The sequence below is a fragment of the Streptomyces armeniacus genome (assembly GCF_003355155.1).
Lineage (GTDB): Bacteria > Actinomycetota > Actinomycetes > Streptomycetales > Streptomycetaceae > Streptomyces > Streptomyces armeniacus.
This window is the reverse complement of record NZ_CP031320.1, coordinates 5,514,260-5,530,244: the sequence shown is the minus strand read 5'-3', so window position 1 is coordinate 5,530,244 and position 15,985 is coordinate 5,514,260. Positions and strand designations below refer to the sequence as shown.

12 protein-coding genes and 1 tRNA gene are annotated in these 15,985 nt (G+C 72.7%); 8 read left to right on the top strand and 5 right to left on the bottom strand.

Translation table 11 applies throughout. The annotated features are described in order from the left end of the window. Nucleotides 1–13: 13 nt before the first annotated feature. The 4 genes from DVA86_RS24115 (at nucleotide 14) to DVA86_RS24100 (ending at nucleotide 4,881) form a co-directional block, all read left to right on the top strand. A complete protein-coding gene (locus DVA86_RS24115; RefSeq protein WP_208881379.1) occupies nucleotides 14–592 on the top strand; it encodes a DUF501 domain-containing protein in 579 nt (192 codons plus the stop codon). Beyond that, on the top strand, nucleotides 589–1,521 hold the full coding sequence (locus DVA86_RS24110; protein ID WP_208881378.1) for a Ppx/GppA phosphatase family protein: 933 nt from the start codon (nucleotides 589–591) through the stop codon (nucleotides 1,519–1,521). Before DVA86_RS24115 ends, DVA86_RS24110 begins: the two co-directional genes overlap by 4 nt. Before the next feature lie 392 nt (nucleotides 1,522–1,913). After that, nucleotides 1,914–3,338: an NAD(P)/FAD-dependent oxidoreductase gene (locus DVA86_RS24105; RefSeq protein ID WP_208881376.1), complete on the top strand. Its 1,425-nt coding sequence runs from the start codon at nucleotides 1,914–1,916 to the stop codon at nucleotides 3,336–3,338. A gap of 172 nt (nucleotides 3,339–3,510) precedes the next feature. Beyond that, entirely contained in the window at nucleotides 3,511–4,881 is a 1,371-nt protein-coding gene (locus tag DVA86_RS24100) for an SAM-dependent methyltransferase (RefSeq protein ID WP_208881375.1), read from the top strand. A 139-nt stretch (nucleotides 4,882–5,020) separates the two neighbouring features. Here DVA86_RS24100 and DVA86_RS24095 read toward each other — a convergent pair whose 3' ends face one another. Then, nucleotides 5,021–7,564: an ABC transporter permease gene (locus tag DVA86_RS24095; protein WP_208881372.1), complete on the bottom strand. Its 2,544-nt coding sequence runs from the start codon at nucleotides 7,562–7,564 to the stop codon at nucleotides 5,021–5,023. Nucleotides 7,565–7,716: 152 nt separating this feature from the next. Then, nucleotides 7,717–8,508 (bottom strand): ABC transporter ATP-binding protein, encoded by a 792-nt coding sequence (locus tag DVA86_RS24090; RefSeq protein WP_208881371.1) that lies wholly within the window; start codon nucleotides 8,506–8,508, stop codon nucleotides 7,717–7,719. Nucleotides 8,509–8,913: 405 nt separating this feature from the next. Between DVA86_RS24090 and DVA86_RS24085 the strand changes: the two genes are divergently transcribed. Further along, nucleotides 8,914–8,998: transfer RNA gene (locus DVA86_RS24085), tRNA-Leu, on the top strand. Between the two features lie 318 nt (nucleotides 8,999–9,316). Next, complete coding sequence (locus tag DVA86_RS24080; RefSeq protein WP_208881369.1) at nucleotides 9,317–9,931, top strand: hypothetical protein; 615 nt, start codon at nucleotides 9,317–9,319, stop codon at nucleotides 9,929–9,931. 80 nt (nucleotides 9,932–10,011) lie between these two features. Here the strand turns inward: DVA86_RS24080 and DVA86_RS24075 are convergent, their stop codons facing one another. Continuing rightward, the gene (locus DVA86_RS24075) at nucleotides 10,012–12,933 is read right to left on the bottom strand and encodes a LuxR C-terminal-related transcriptional regulator (RefSeq protein ID WP_208881367.1); all 2,922 of its coding nucleotides are present in this window, start codon (nucleotides 12,931–12,933) and stop codon (nucleotides 10,012–10,014) included. A gap of 97 nt (nucleotides 12,934–13,030) precedes the next feature. Here DVA86_RS24075 and DVA86_RS24070 point away from each other — a divergent pair, with 97 nt between their 5' ends. Beyond that, nucleotides 13,031–13,882 (top strand): Bax inhibitor-1/YccA family protein, encoded by an 852-nt coding sequence (locus DVA86_RS24070; protein ID WP_208881366.1) that lies wholly within the window; start codon nucleotides 13,031–13,033, stop codon nucleotides 13,880–13,882. Between the two features lie 172 nt (nucleotides 13,883–14,054). Here DVA86_RS24070 and DVA86_RS24065 read toward each other — a convergent pair whose 3' ends face one another. Then, nucleotides 14,055–14,282, bottom strand: a complete 228-nt coding sequence (locus DVA86_RS24065) for a DUF4287 domain-containing protein (RefSeq protein ID WP_208881364.1) — start codon at nucleotides 14,280–14,282, stop codon at nucleotides 14,055–14,057. A 98-nt stretch (nucleotides 14,283–14,380) separates the two neighbouring features. On the opposite strand from DVA86_RS24065, the gene DVA86_RS24060 reads away from it, so the two are divergent. After that, entirely contained in the window at nucleotides 14,381–14,746 is a 366-nt protein-coding gene (locus DVA86_RS24060; RefSeq protein WP_208881362.1) for a hypothetical protein, read from the top strand. A gap of 108 nt (nucleotides 14,747–14,854) precedes the next feature. Here DVA86_RS24060 and DVA86_RS24055 read toward each other — a convergent pair whose 3' ends face one another. Beyond that, on the bottom strand, nucleotides 14,855–15,871 hold the full coding sequence (locus tag DVA86_RS24055; RefSeq protein WP_208881361.1) for a hypothetical protein: 1,017 nt from the start codon (nucleotides 15,869–15,871) through the stop codon (nucleotides 14,855–14,857). Between the last annotated feature and the right edge of the window lie 114 nt (nucleotides 15,872–15,985).

Here is a 15,985-nt window from a genome sequence, read left to right as displayed (position 1 = left end):
AGAAGCGCCAGCGATGGACACCCCGCCACCCCAGACCGAGGCCACACCGCCCACCGAGGCGGACATCGCGGCCTTCCGGGAGCAGCTCGGCCGCCCGCCGCGCGGCCTCCGGGCCATCGCCCACCGCTGCCCCTGCGGCGAGCCGGACGTGGTCGAGACGGCGCCGCGGCTGGAGGACGGCACGCCGTTCCCCACCACGTACTACCTGACGTGCCCGCGCGCGGCCTCCGCGATCGGCACGCTCGAAGCCGACGGCGTGATGAAGGAGATGACCGCCCGGCTGGGGGAGGACGACGAACTCGCCGCCGCCTACCGCACGGCCCACGAGGACTACCTCGCCCGCCGTGACGCCATCGAGGAGCTGCCCGGCTTCCCGAGCGCGGGCGGCATGCCGGACCGGGTGAAGTGCCTGCACGTGCTCGTGGCGCACTCGCTGGCCGCCGGGCCCGGCGTGAACCCGCTGGGGGACGAGGCGCTCGCGATGCTGCCGGAGTGGTGGCGCAAGGGCCCGTGCGTCCGTACGGACCGCGCGGCCGGCCCCGCCGAGGAGCCCGCCGACACCACCGCGCCCGCCGAAGGAGCCGCCGAATGACCCGCGTAGCCGCCGTGGACTGCGGCACCAACTCCATCCGCCTGCTCGTCGCCGACGCCGACCCGCGCACCGGCGAACTCAAGGAGCTGGACCGCCGGATGGAGATCGTCCGGCTCGGCCAGGGCGTGGACCGTACGGGCCGGCTCGCGCCCGAGGCGCTGGAGCGCACCTTCGCGGCCTGCCGCGACTACGCCGCCGCCATCCGCGAACTCGGCGCGGAACGCACCCGGTTCGTCGCCACCTCGGCCTCCCGCGACGCGGAGAACAGAGACGAGTTCGTACGCGGTGTCGTCGGCATCCTCGGCGTCGAGCCGGAGGTGATCACGGGCGACCAGGAGGCGGAGTACTCGTTCACCGGCGCCACCCACGAACTGTCCGGCTCGGCGCACCCGCGGCCGTACCTGGTGGTGGACATCGGGGGCGGCTCGACGGAGTTCGTGGTCGGCGAGGAGCACGTACGCGCCGCCCGCTCCGTGGACATCGGCTGCGTGCGGCTCACCGAACGGCACCGGCTGTCCGACCCGGTGACGGACGCGGAGACCGCCGCGATGCGCGCGGACATCGCCGCCGCCCTCGACCGCGTGGCCGAGACGGTGCCGCTCACCGAGGCCCGCTCGCTCGTCGGCCTCGCGGGCACGGTCACCACGGTGACCGGCATCGCGCTGGGCCTGGACGCGTACGACTCGGCCGCCATCCACCACACGCGCGTCGGCGTCGAGCGGGTGGCCGAGATCGCCGAACGGCTGCTGCGCTCGACCCACGCCGAGCGCGCGGCGATCCCGGTGATGCACCCGGGCCGCGTCGACGTCATCGGCGCCGGAGCCCTGATCCTGCTCGCCATCATGGAACGCACGGGCGCCCGCGAGGTGATCGCGAGCGAACACGACATCCTGGACGGCATCGCACACAAGCTGGCGGCGGACGGCTGACCTTCGCCGCAGGGCGCGTCGCGTGTACGCGCGGGCCGGGGGTCTCCGGGCGGCACCCGGAAAAAACTTTGTGAAGTCCTTCACAAGAAAAAGTCCCCAGTCAGGCCCGCTGTAGGTAAGTAAGAGCCGGATAAGCGGCCGATCGGCCCCGCGTCACCGCGTGGGGGTCACGGAGGCGTACGGGCCCGGCGCCGCCGGGTCGGGCGTGCCGGGGGCGGGTGCGCTGTGATAAGCGCAGTTCAAAGGGGTCGCCGGCGGCGTACGAGGAGCCCGTTCCGGCCCCGTACGGGAGGCTGGGAAGCCGACGGGTCGCGCAGTGTAGCAGAAGTGCCCCAGGTGCTTGTGAACCCCCTCACGAGCTACCCCCGTCTGAGTGCTGGATACTCGATTACATGAGCACCACGGAGCGTCCTCGAATCCTCGTAGTGGGTGGCGGGTACGTCGGCTTGTACGCGGCGCGCCGCATCCTGAAGAAGATGCGCTACGGCGAGGCGACGGTCACCGTCGTCGACCCGCGTTCGTACATGACGTACCAGCCCTTCCTTCCCGAAGCCGCGGCCGGTTCCATCTCCCCGCGCCACGTCGTGGTGCCGCTGCGGCGCGTGCTCCCCAAGGCGGAGGTGCTGACCGGCCGGGTCAGCACCATCGACCAGGACCGCCGCGTCGCCACCGTCGCCCCGCTCGTCGGCGAGCCGTACGAGCTGCCGTTCGACTACCTCGTCGTCGCGCTCGGCGCGGTCTCCCGCACCTTCCCGATCCCCGGCCTGGCCGAGAACGGCATCGGCATGAAGGGCGTCGAGGAAGCCATCGGGCTCCGCAACCACGTGCTCGAGCAGCTCGACAAGGCCGACTCCACGACGGACGACGAGATCCGCCGCAGGGCGCTGACTTTCGTGTTCGTCGGCGGCGGCTTCGCCGGCGCGGAGACCGTCGGCGAGATCGAGGACATGGCGCGCGACGCCGCGAAGTACTACCCCAACGTGCGGCGGGAGGCCATGCGCTTCGTGCTCGTCGACGTCGCCGACAAGATCCTCCCGGAGGTCGGCCCGAAGCTCGGCGAGTGGGGCCGCGAGCACCTCCAGAACCGCGGCGTCGAGGTGTACCTCGGCACCTCGATGAAGTCCTGCACCGACGGCCGTGTGGTGCTCTCCAACGGCTTCGAGGCGGACTCCAACACCATCGTGTGGACGGCGGGCGTCAAGCCCAACCCGGCGCTGGCCGGCTTCGGCCTGCCGCTCGGCCCCCGCGGCCACGTCGACACGACGGCCGCCCTGCAGGTCAAGGGCACCGACTACATCTGGGCGGCCGGCGACAACGCCCAGATACCGGACCTGGCCGCGGGCGAGGGCCAGTGGTGCCCGCCGAACGCGCAGCACGCGCTCCGCCAGGCGAAGGTGCTCGGCGACAACGTCATCTCGGCCCTCCGCGGCTTCCCGCAGAGCGACTACAAGCACGCCAACAAGGGTGCGGTGGCCGGTCTGGGACTGCACAAGGGCGTCGCGATGATCGTCGTCGGCAAGATGAAGATCAAGGTCAAGGGCCGGCTCGCCTGGTACATGCACCGTGGCTACCACGGCATGGCGGTGCCCACCTGGAACCGGAAGATCCGCGTACTGGCCGACTGGACCCTCGGCATGTTCCTCAAGCGCGAGGTCGTCTCGCTGGGCGCGATGGAGACGCCGCGCGAGGAGTTCCACGAGGCGGCGGCGCCCGTCATGGCCGCCGCGGCGGCGAAGCAGCCCGAGCGCGCCGACCGCCGGGAGGACGCCGCACACGCCGGCAAGGCGGGCAACGGCGCGAAGGCGAAGGCCGGCTGACCGCACCCAGGCGCGCGCGAGACGAGCCGAGCAGTGAACGCCGGTTGACCCGCGCCCGTATGGGCGCGGGCGGAGCGTGGGAAGCCTGGAAGCCGTCACGGCGTTGTTACGGATACAGCGGAGGTGTGCGCTGTATACGTGTGGCAACCCGTCATGACGGAGGTGTGTGGAAATGGCCGATGCCGCGTCGCGGCTCTACGCCCTCGCCGAGAGAGTCCTCAACGCACCCGTCCAGGTGCGCATCCGCGCCTGGGACCACAGCGAGGCCGGTCCGCCGGGCGCACCCACGGTCGTCGTCCGGAACCGGCGCGCACTGCGCCGCATCCTGTGGCGGCCCGGTGAACTGGGCCTGGCCCGCGCCTGGGTGGCCGGCGAGATCGACATAGAGGGCGACCTGTACGACGCCCTCGGCAAGCTCTCCGAAGTCCTCTGGGCCCGCGACGCGCACGACGGCACCGCACCGTCCGAAGCCGCACCCGGCGCCCCCGCCCCCACCCCCGCCGGACCCGAACCGGCGCGGAGCGCCCTCGCTCTCGCCCGCGACCCGGCCGTACGTTCCGCCGCCCGCGAACTGGTCCGCCTCGCCGGCCCCTGGCCGCCCCCGCCGCCGCCCCGCGAGGAGACCCGCCGCCGTACGGGCCTGCGGCACACGCTGCACCGCGACCGCCGGGCCATCAGCCACCACTACGACGTCGGCAACGACTTCTACGAGCTCGTGCTCGGTCCCTCCATGGTCTACTCGTGCGCCTACTGGCACGAGGACCTCGACCCCGCCGCCCTCGCGGACGCCCAGCGGGCCAAGCTGGACCTGATCTGCCGGAAGCTGGCCCTCCGTCCCGGCCTGCGGCTGCTGGACGTGGGCTGCGGCTGGGGCTCACTGGTGCTGCACGCCGCGCGCGAGTACGGCGTCCACGCCGTCGGTGTGACGCTCTCTCAGGAGCAGGCGGCGTACGCGCGCAAACGTATCGCCGAGGAGGGCCTGACCGACCGCATCGAGGTCCGCGTCCAGGACTACCGCGAGGTGGCGGACGGCCCGTACGACGCCATCGCGTCGGTCGGCATGGCCGAGCACGTGGGCGCGGCACGCTACCGGCAGTACGCGGGCAGCCTGTACGCGCTGCTGCAGCCCGGCGGCCGGCTCCTCAACCACCAGATCGCGCGCCGCCCCGCGCGCGACGAGGCCGCGTACGAGGTCGACGACTTCATCGACGCCTACGTCTTCCCCGACGGCGAACTCGCCCCCGTCGGCCGCACGGTCGCCCTCCTCGAAGAGGCCGGCTTCGAGGTACGCGACCTGGAGTCGCTGCGCGAGCACTACGCCCTGACGCTGCGCCGCTGGGTGGCCAATCTGGAGGCCCACTGGCGCGAGGCGGTGCGCCTTACGTCGCCGGGCCGGGCGCGGGTGTGGCGGCTCTACATGGCGGCGTCCGCCCTCGCCTTCGAGCGCAACCGGATCGGCGTCAACCAGATCCTGGCGGTCCGGACGTCGTCCGACGGCGCGTCCGGGCTGCCGCTGCACACGCGGGACTGGCGCACGGCGTAACGCCGTACGCGCCCGCCCGCCGCGGACGCAGTGAGGCCCCAGCGCCGCCCCCGGGGGGAGAGGGGCGGGCGCCGGGGCCTCACCGGCTTGTCGCCGCGTCCGCCGGGCGGTTCAGCCGCCCGGCGTCACGCGGTCCGTGTCACTCCGCCTTGATCGCGGACAGCATGTCCATCTTGGCGGCGCGGCGCGCGGGCCAGAGCGCGGCCACCACGCCGACGGCCGCCGCGAGCAGCAGGAACACGCCCATCCGGCCCCACGGCAGGACCAGCGAGTACGTGTCCAGGCCGGCGCCCGCGATGAGCTCACCCGCCGCCCAGCCGAAGAAGACGCCGAGTCCGATCCCCAGCACACCGCCGAAGAGCGAGATCACCAGCGATTCCAGCCGGACCATCCGCTTGACGCCCCGCCGGTCCAGGCCGATGGCGCGCAGCATGCCGATCTCCTGGCTCCGTTCGAAGACGGACATGGCGAGGGTGTTGACCACTCCGAGGACGGCGACGATCACCGCCATGGCCAGCAGCCCGTACAGGATGTTCAGCAGAATGCTGATCATCTGCGCGATGCCCTCGGAGATGTCCTCCTTGTCCTGCACGGTGACGACCGGGTTGTTGCCGAGGCCCTTCTCCAGCTTCTCCTTCATGGCGTCGCTGGCGCCCCCGCTGGTCTTCACCATGACCTGCAGGTCCCCGACCTTCGCCATGTGCGGGGTGAGGGTCTTGTTGTCGAGCTGGATGCCCTTGATGACCTGGTTGCCCTTGTACAGGCCGGCGACGGTCAACGCGCCCTGCTGGCCGTCCTGGTAGGTCACCTTGAAGGTGGACCCGACCTTCCAGCCGTGGTCCTCCGCCATGTCCGTGTCGACGACGGCCTTCTTGCCGCCGGACACGCCCGCCCAGGAGCCCTCGGTGAACTCGAGGCTGGTCAGGTCGGCGACATTGGAGCCGTCGACGCCGGACAGCGACTCCTTCTCGCCGTCGATACGCGCCGGTGCGGTGCGGAACGCCGAGCTGGCCGTGACCTCGTCCATCGCGTCGAGCTTCTTCTTCACATCCGGCGACAGCTGCGAGAAGTTGGCCATGGAGACCGCGTAGTCGGCCTTGAGGGAGCCGGTCGCCATCTTGTCGATGGCGTGCTGGATACCACCGGCGATCACCGTCATGCCGGTGATCAGCGTGAGGCCGATCATCAGCGCGGAGGCGGTGGCGGCCGTACGGCGCGGGGTGCGCACCGCGTTGAGTCGCGCCAGCTTCCCGCTCACCTTGAACAGCTTCAGCACCGGCGCCGCGGCCGCGATCATCGGACGCGACAGCAGCGGCGTCAGCACGAAGACGCCGATCAGCAGGAGCGCCGCGCCGAGGCCCATCATCTTGGTGTCGTCGCTGGAGATCGCGCCGAGCACGAGTGCAGCGCCGCCGCCCGCGAAGAGCGAGCCGATCGTGTTCCGCAGCACCAGCGAACGGGTCGTCGCCGGGGCGTGCACGCTGCCCATCGCCGCCACCGGGGGGATACGGGCGGCGCGCCGCGCGGGCAGCCAGGCGGCGAGCACCGTGACGACGACGCCCACGATCAGCGTGGTCACGATGGTGTTCGGCGAGACGACCAGCGGCCCCTCGGGCATGTCACCGCCGCCCACCGAGCTCATCAGCGAACGCAGCCCCACCGCGATGCCGATGCCCGCGGCGAGACCGGCGGCCGAGGCGACGGCGCCCACCGAGAAGGCCTCGAGCAGCACCGAACGGGTCACCTGCCGGCGGGTGGCGCCCACCGCGCGCATCAGCGCCAGCTCCTTGGTGCGCTGGGCGACGAGCATGGTGAAGGTGTTCGCGATGATGAAGATGCCGACGAAGAGGGCGATGCCGGCGAAGGCCAGCATGGCCGTCTGCATCCCGGAGGTCTGCTTCTCGATCTGCTTGGACTGGTCGTCCGCGAGCTTCTGCCCGGTGACTGCCTCGGCCTCCGGCGGCAGGAGCTTCTCGGCCGCCGCCTTCAGCTGAGCCTGCGAGGTGCCGGACGCGGCGGCGAGCTGGATCTCGGTGTACTCGCCGGGGTCGGCGAGGAGCTTCTGCGCGGTCGCGTTGTCGAACAGCACCAGCGTGCCGCCGGCCTGGACGCTGCCGTCGTCGGTGGTGAAGACGCCGACGACCTTCTGCTGGCGCACCGGGCCGTCGACGGAGACGGGCACGGTGTCGCCGACCTTGTAGCCGGTGCGGTCGGCGGTCTTGGCGTCGAGGGCGATCTCGTTCGCGCTCTGCGGGGGACGGCCCTGCTTCATGGGGTAGCGAGAGTCCTCGCTCTTGCCGTCCTTGCCCGCGTAGTAGTTGGCGCCCATGGTGCCCCAGCCGCCGCCGGCGAGGCTGCCGTCCTTCTTGGCGATGCCGGTGAAGCCGGAGACGATGCCGATCGCCGACTCGGTGCCGGGCAGTGCGGCGGCCTTGTCCAGCGTCTGCTGGTTGAGGTTGTCCACCGGCTTGAGGTTCTCGTCGTCGGACTTCCGCTCGACGGGCTGTATGGCCACATCGACGTGGCTGAAGCCCTCCTCGGAGCTCTTCTGGTAGGCCGACTGGATCGTCGAGGTGAAGACCAGGGTGCCGGCGACGAAGGCCACACCGAGCATGACGGCGAGCACGGTCATCAGCAACCGGCCCTTGTGCGCAAGGACGTTGCGCAAGGCGGTTCGGAGCATGGATCAGTCCAGAGGGGAGAGTCCCCTCGCGGTCGGCTGCGGCGCTGCTCCGGCCGGGGGCGTGGCGGAGGGCGCTCGCGGCGCGGCGCGAGGCGGGGATGGCTGGTGCGTGGGGGATGGCGACGCGTGGCGGGCGCGCCGCGCTGTTCGGTTCAGCTGACGCGGCCCTTGGCGTCGAACGCCTTCATGCGGTCGAGCACGGACTCCGCGGTGGGGTTGGGCATGTCGTCGACGATCCTGCCGTCGGCGAGGAAGACGACGCGGTCGGCGTATCCGGCGGCGACCGGGTCGTGGGTGACCATGACGACGGTCTGGCCCAGCTCCCGTACGGAGTTGCGCAGGAAGCCGAGCACCTCGGCGCCGGAGCGGGAGTCGAGGTTGCCGGTCGGCTCGTCGCCGAAGATGATCTCCGGCTGGGAGGCCAGCGCGCGGGCCACGGCCACGCGCTGCTGCTGGCCGCCGGAGAGCTGGTTCGGACGGTGCTTGAGCCGGCCGGAGAGGCCGACGGTCTCGATGACCCGGTCCAGCCACTGCTGGTCGGGCTTGCGGCCGGCGATGTCCATCGGCAGCGTGATGTTCTCGAGCCCGTTGAGGGTGGGCAGCAGGTTGAACGCCTGGAAGATGAATCCGATGCGGTCCCGGCGCAGCTGGGTCAGCTTCTTGTCCTTGAGCGAGGTCAGTTCGGTGTCGCCGATCTGCGCGCTGCCGCTGGAGACCGAGTCGAGGCCGGCCATGCAGTGCATCAGGGTCGACTTGCCGGAGCCGGACGGCCCCATGATCGCGGTGAACTCCGCCTTCCGGAACTCGACGGAGACCTGGTCCAGGGCGACCACCTTGGTCTCGCCCTGTCCGTAGACCTTCGAGAGGTCAATGGCGCGGGCCGCCGCGACTCCGGGGTAGGCAGGGACGGCGGCGTGCGCGCCGGCCTGGGTGGTGGTGGTCACGAGACGGTGCTCCTGTCGGACGGGGGATGTGACTTTGTGACTTGACCATCGTCCCCTCTGTCAAGGGCCGCCGGATCACCCCGCGAACCGGTTTCCGGGGGAGCCCTGGGAGGTATGCCAAGGGCAGTCCGTCCTACCTGGGTAGGACGGGACCCTGAGGGAGGGGACCCGAACGGGTGGCGGGGGCGGCGACTTTCCGTCATTCCCGGCGGCATGTGCGCGTCGGCGCGGCAGGGCTCCGAGGAGGGGAGGGCAACGCTGATACTCCGTCAGCTGCCAATAAAATAAGACAACATCGGGCTCTCGATCCGCTGTTCGGGGGAAGACCTGGATAGGCTCGTCCCGCGCCCCGGGCGGACCGACGATGGTCCCCCTCCGGTGTGTAGGCGTCTGCCTGGAGCCAGTGCCCGGATGGTGGAATGCAGACACGACGAGCTTAAACCTCGTTGGCCCTCGGGCCGTGCCGGTTCAAGTCCGGCTCCGGGCACCAACCTCGTCGGTGTTCCCCCAGTGTGCGGGAACACCCGCGGGCCCCGGTCGCTCCTCGTACGTGACAGGCGTGCGTCCCGTATGACAGCGCCCCGGGGAGCGGCCGTCCGCCGGGCGGATCGTGGATTCTTTGCGTATCCGTGGAGCGGTGGCTCCGGATAGGCGTGCCCGCGGCGCGCGCGTAGCTTTCCGGTGATCGACCGTACGAGCTCGCGCTCCGCGCCTGCTCCAGCGCGGCGGCGTCCACGCGGGTCCTGCCGGCGACGAGCGGGCCGGTCCGGCGCGGTGCGCGCCGCGTCCCCACACGAGGAGTTTTGACATGCGCATGTCTCTAGGTAGGTGTGCCGGGGCCGCCGCCCTGGTGCTCGCCCTGACCGCCGCGTACCCGGTCGCGGCAAGCGCGGGCGAGGACACCGGCGCGCCGCGTGCCGCGTCCGTCCAGAACGAGCAGAACAAGCAGGACCGGCAGGGCAGCGACGGCCGGGCGAAGGCCGCCGAGAACGGGAAGCGCGCCGACGGCGTGGCCCCGGCGTTCAAGGACGTCAAGGGGGCGAAGCCGGCCGCCGGCGCCAAGGGCGCGAAGGGCGCGTCGAACGGCACGAAGGCGGCCTGGGGCTACCAGATCATGCCCTCGTGCGCCGGTCTCGAGGCCCCGATCCGGCAGGGCGCCGCCTACTGGGAGGGCGCCACCGAGACGCCCGGCAGCGGCAAGCCCGTCGAGTGCACCTACGGCTACATCGCGGACTGCTTCGGCACGGTCAACGCCGTCGGCTGCAACTACGGCCCGGGCCAGATGATCATGCTGTCCACCAGGGTGAGCGATTTCGCGCTGCTCGCCGCGCACGAGTTCGGGCACGAGTGGCACCCGCACTCCGCGCCGGGCTGCATGAACTGGGCCAGCGCGTACGAGGTCATGCGGCCGACGATCTGCTGACCCGGGCCCGCTGACGGGCGGGTGGGCGTGCGGGCGCGCGCCGTGCGCGTCCGGCCCGCCCGCCCGCTCAGCGGCCGCCGTCAGCCGCCGCCTGCCCCGCCGTGCCCCGTGTGGTCCGCCAACTCCCGCCGCAGGCCCACGCCCAGCTTGCGCATCGCCCGCGACACGTGCTGCTCCACTGTGCGCGGCGACAGGTGCAGCGTGGCCGCGATCTCCCGGTTGGTGAGTCCGCTCGCCGCCAGCTCCGCGACCTCCGCCTCGCGCGGCGAGAGCCCTTCCGTGTACGCGGGCCGCCCGCGCGGCCGCCGTACCGCCGCGGGGTGGTGCGTCCGCAGCGCCGCCCGTACGCGCGCCGCGTCCCAGGAGGCGCCGAGCCGGGTCAACTGTTCGACGCAGCCCGTGACTTCCTTGACAGCGGTGTTGACTCCGGTGCCCGTGCGGAACGCGCAGCGCCCCGCGCCCTCGGTCATCAGCGCCCGCGCGTACGGGTACGAGAGACGCGCGTACGCGGCGCCCGCCGCCTTGAAGTGCGCCCCCGCCTGCTCCAGTTCACCGTCTGCCTCCGCCAGTACGGCGCGGCAGTGCAGCAGCGCCGCCGACGCCGCCGGGGCGTCCCGTCCGGACAGGCCGTCCGCGAACTCCGCCACCAGCGCCCCCGCCTCCGTACGGTGGCCGGCGCGCACGTGTGCCTCGGCCGCCCAGGGGGCGAGCTGGGCGCCCCAGACCCAGACGCCCTTGCGGGCGAGCCCCGCCCAGGCCGACGCCGCCGCGCGCGCGGCGGCGTCGGCGTCCTCACGGGCGAGCAGGAGCCGGACGCGTACGCCCGCCGCCGTGGCCGCCACCGGCGTCTCGCAGCCCTCGTACGAGGGGTGCCCGTCCGGCGGGAGCCAGTCGTCCGCCGCGCTCCACTCGCCCTTCGCGAGCGCCAGCAGGGCGAGGACGACGCGGGCGTCGTTCGCGATGCCGTCCTCCGCGACCAGGCCCGTGCAGCGTTCCGCGAGGCCCTCCCAGGAGCCGGTCAGCCACTCGCGGAAGAGGGTGGTGCCGCAGCCGACCCGTCCGAGGAACGGCGCGTCGCTCCGGGCGGCCAACTCCAGCCCTTCGCCCAGCAGTTCCGCGCCGCGCCCGTGGTGGCCGAGGTACACCGCGCCGCTCGCGGTGTTGCACAGGCCGCGTGCCACCTGCTGCCGGTCGGCCAGGGCCGTGCCGTCGCGGGGGAGTTCGCGCACCAGCCGCCAGGCGGCGGGGTCGCCGGCGGCCAGCAGCAGGGTGGCGCGGCTCGCGGCGGCCGCCGTACGGGCCGTGCCGTCCCCGGAGGCGGCGGCGGTCTCGTCGGCGCGCCGCTGCCAGTCGAGGTGCTCGGTGAGGGAGGCGCCGGGGAAGAACGGGTTCGCCAGCGCCGCCATCGCCAGGGTGGCGAGCGCGGAACGCTCGGACAGTTCGCCGATGGCGCGGCGCACCTGCTCGCGTCCCTCGTGGAAACGGCGCTTCTGGTTGTGCAGCAGCAGCCCGAGTTCGAGCCGTATCTCGCCTCTGGTCGCGGCGGGCAGCGACGTGTCGGCCACGACCGTCCGCAGGGCCCGCACCGTCTCCTCCGTACGGAGGCCGAGCGTGGCGCCGCGGGCCAGCGCCAGCGCCAGCCGCGCGCGCAGCTCCGGGGGAGTGCCGTCCTCGTTCAGCGCCTGTTCCAGCAGCGCCACGGCGGCCTCGTCCTCCGTCACGGTGCCGCCGCCGTCGCCGCGGGCGACGTGTTCCGTGGCGCGCAGCCACTCCTCGGTACGGCCGCAGCCCCTCAGGTGGCGTGCGATGCGCGCCCACGGAACGGGCTCCCGCGCGCCGTACAGCTCCGCCGCCCTGTCGTGCAGCCGCTCCCGCAGCGGTCCGGGCAGGTCCCGGCGGACGGCCGCGGCGGCGAGGGGGACGGCGAAGCCGTACCGGCCCTCCTCCGTCTCCCGCAGCGCGCCCGCCTTCAACGCGGCGACGAGCGCGGCACGTGCGGGCTCGGCCCCGAGCCCCGCGACGGCGGACAGGTCCCGCGCGTCCGCGGGCCGGTCCAGTACGGCGGCCGCCCACACCACCGCACGGTGCTGTTCGGGCAGTGCGCGCACCGTGTCCAGTACGGACTCGGCGAGCCGCACCGGCACCCCTACGGCGTCCACGTCCCTGGCCGTGAAGTGCGTACGGCCGTCGCCGGCGTCCCGGAGCATCCCCAGCAGGTCCACGAGCACCTGCGGTATCCCGGCGGAGCGCCGGCGCAGCCCCGCGACCAGCTCCGCCGAGCAGCGTTCCGCGCCCAGCGCCTCCTCGGCGGCGGCGCGCACCTGCCGTTCGTCCAGTGGCCGCACCGGCCAGCGCACCACGGACAGCCGTGCCGGGTAGTCGACGGCGCGGCCCAGCGGCAGCCCCCGTCGGGGCAGTTGCCCGGGACGGTACGTGAGCACCGCCGCGAATCGGCCCGGCGGCTCGGCCAACAGCCCGCGCAGTAGCGCGAGGCAGTCCTCGTCCGCGTGGTGCACGTCCTCGGCGACGAGAAGGGCGGGGCGTACGGAGGCGAGCGCCGCGCGGAGGGTGTCGCGGGCGCCGGCCTCCGTACGGTGCGGCGTACCCGTACGGTGCGCATCCGCACGGTGTGGTCCCGCACGGTCTTGTGCATCCGTACGGTGCGCATCCGTACGGTGCGCCCGCGCCGGTTCGGTCACCGCGAGCGCGCCGGAGGCCTGGAACGCGACGGACACCCGCGCCGCCGTACGCGCCTCCGGCAGCCGGGCCAGCCGGCGCGCCAGCCGGCTCTTGCCCGTCCCGGCGGCGCCCTCGACGAGCAGCAGGACGGGCTGCCCGGTGCCGGCCAGCGCGTCCGTCAGCCGGCCCTCCCACGCCCGTTCGCACACGACTGGCCGCTCCTCGTCCCTGGTTCCGCACCGGATCGTACGGCCGGTGCCGCCGCCCGCCATACGCGCGGGGGCCACGCCGCCCGCCGGCACGCTCGGTGCCGGAACAATCACGGCCCTTCCCTCGTTCTTACGACGGCACTAGCGTGCGAGCTTTGCTCACGCATTACCCTGGATGCAAGGCCGCGCCGTGCGGTCATGGAGGAGTGAGATGAGGAGCAGCAACCCGGTCTTCTCGCGTCGGGGGTTCAGCCGTGACAGCGGCTACGCCGGTTCCAACGGCACACAGCAGCCGCAGGCCGGGAACCCGTACGCGACGAACCCCTACGCGACCAATCCGTACGCACAGCAGCCGCAGACGGCGGTCGGCCCGCAGGGTGCGCCGCCGGTAGCTCCGCCGCACGCCGGCCGTATGACGATGGACGACGTCGTCGCCCGCACCGGCATGACCGTGGGCACCGTGGTCGTCACGGCTGCGCTCGCCTGGATCGTCGACCTGTCTCTGGGACTCGCCATCGGCGCCGCGCTGGTGGCGATGGTGCTGGCGCTGGTGCAGGCGTTCAAGCGCACGGCGTCCCCGCCGCTGATCCTGGCGTACGCGGCGTTCGAGGGCCTCTTCCTCGGCGCCATCAGCAACTTCGTCGACAGCCGCATCGCCGACGGCGCGGCCATGCAGGCCGTGTTGGGCACCATGGCCGTCTTCACCGCGGTGCTGGTGATGTACAAGACCCGCATCATCCGGGTCACCCAGCGGTTCTACCGCTTCGTGCTCGCCGCCGCCATCGGCTTCGTGCTGCTGATGGGCGTCAACCTGCTGTTCGCCGCCTTCGGCGGGGGCGACGGGCTCGGCTTCCGCAGCGGCGGCATGGGCATCCTCTTCGGTGTCATCGGCATCGTGCTCGGCGCGTGCTTCCTCGCGCTCGACTTCAAGCAGGTCGAGGACGGGATCGCGTACGGCGCGCCGCGCGAGGAGTCCTGGATGGCCGCGTTCGGGCTGACCCTGACGCTGGTCTGGATCTACCTCGAGTTCCTCCGGCTGATCGCCATCCTGCAGAGCGAATGACGCGTGTCCGCGCCGCCGTGTCCGGCGGCGCGGAGCCGTGCAGGACACGGAGAAGGCCCGCGAGGCAGTCGCCTCGCGGGCCTTCTTCTGTTCACGTCTCGCTTGTCGCGGATCGGTGTCGTGTCCCGGACCGGAGTCCGGTCTCTCGTGTCGCGCCCGGGGGAGGGCCTGGTCAGAGGTGGCGCGCGGCGCGCCGCAGATCGTGCTCGTGGATGATCGCTTTCGCGTGTCCGTACGAGAGCTCATGCTCTCCGCGGAGCCAGCTCACCTTCTCCTCGAACCGGAAGAGGGCGGGTCCTTCGTCTACCGTGCGGAGCCAGTCGGAGACTTCACGACCGGTGCAGTGCGGGATACGGGAGAGCAGGTTCTGATGGGTCTCATCGGAGAAAGTCTGGGACATCGGCGCCTCCGGCTGCTGCCTTATTGAGTCCTTCACGCCACCGTGCCTGAGTGTTCGGGCGATGGCAACCGTCCGAGGAAGGCGCATAGGCTTGCGCCGTGCTCGACACGACCCCCCTGACCCAGCGCGTGGACCGTCTCGCCGACCGGCTGCGGGCCACTCCGCAGAGCGCGCTGAGGCGCGGAGCTGCGGCGGAGGGCCTGGCACTGGCCCGGGAACTGGCCCGGCGCGCGCAGGATCTGGAGTTCTCCGGGCGCGCGCCGTACGAGCTGCCGGACGCCGGGCCCTTCGCGGTCGGCGACCAGCTCTCGGTGACGGGGCACGATCTGGCGCTCGCGCTCGAGGCCGCGGGTGACGAGACGGCGCTCGCGGAGGCGGTGAGCCTGGTGGAGGCGGCCGGCAAGGGCGTGACGGGCGGTGCCGGAGGGGGCAGGAGCGGTGCGCGTGACGGGCGCTCACGCTGAGTCCTTACGTGCCGCACGTACCCCCGGGGTCGGACGTACGGCGGTGAGTGGCACGGGGGAGCGCGTGGCGCGCGGGGTGCGCCGGGCAGCGGGCTACGGGCTATGGGCTCAGAGTGACGCGATGACGCGGTCCGCGAGCGTGTAGACGAGCTCGTCGTCGACAGCGAACGTCAGCGCGTACGCGCCGGATACGCCCGAGCCGCCGAGCAGCAGCGGCGCCCGGCCGCCCTCCAGCGCCTGCGCCAGATACTGCGCCGTCTCCGGGTGGCCGGGCGACATGCACAGCGTCGTGCCGTCCTCGAAGGCGTACACGTCCAGCGTGCCGAGCGGTCCGGGGCGTACATCCGCGAGCGGCGTACGGGCCTCCGCGAGCTCCGTGAGCCGCTGCACCGTGCGCTCGTGCTCGGCGAGCACGGGGCCGCCGGGCGGTGTGGGGGCGGGGACGACGGGCTCGCCGTTCAGGTTGTAGTCGGGGTGCGAGGGGTGCCGGCGGCGGGCGGCGGCCAGCTCGGCGGACTCGGGGTCGAGGTCCGGCTCCGCCTCGCCGGTACGGGCGTCCGCGTGCTCGGCGAACTCCGGGAGCTCCGACAGCTCCGCGAGCTCGGAGAGCTCCGCGAACTCGGCGGCGTCGGCGTGCTCCGCGAGCTCCGTTCGGGCCTCCTCGGAGTCGGGCTGGCGGGGGACGAAGACCTCGCCCTCCAGCTGCCCGTGCAGCCCTTCGAAGCCGTCGAGGCGGCCCTCGAGGAGTGCTTCCAGAAGTGTGGTGTCGGGGTCCGGCGCGATCTCGTACTCGGTGCCGTGACCGGCGAGCAGCCCGCCCGGGTCGGTGCCGGCGTCGCGCGCCTCCTGCGCGGCCCAGAAGGCGCGCGCTTCGGCGAGTTCGCGTTCGCGCTCCTCGGCCAGGGCCTCGGTGACGGCGGCCCGGATCTCCTCGGCGGGGGTCTGACGGGCGGCGGGGACCGGCGCCGTGGGGGCGGCCGTCTCGCGCGCCGCCTCCGCTGTGTCCAGCTGGTCGCGCAGTGCCGTCAGCTGACGGTGCAGTCCGCGGGCGGTGTGCAGGGCGGCGCCGCCCAGGGCCGTGGCGACGGCCGCGGCCACCAGCAGGACGATGGATATGGCGCTCACTGACGTACTCCCGGTTCCGTTTCGATCCCCGAATTCCTACCTCAGTTTCGGTGGCAAGACCCCTCGACCGTAGTGCAAAACGTCATCAAGGGGACAGGTACAAAGACCCGGGCC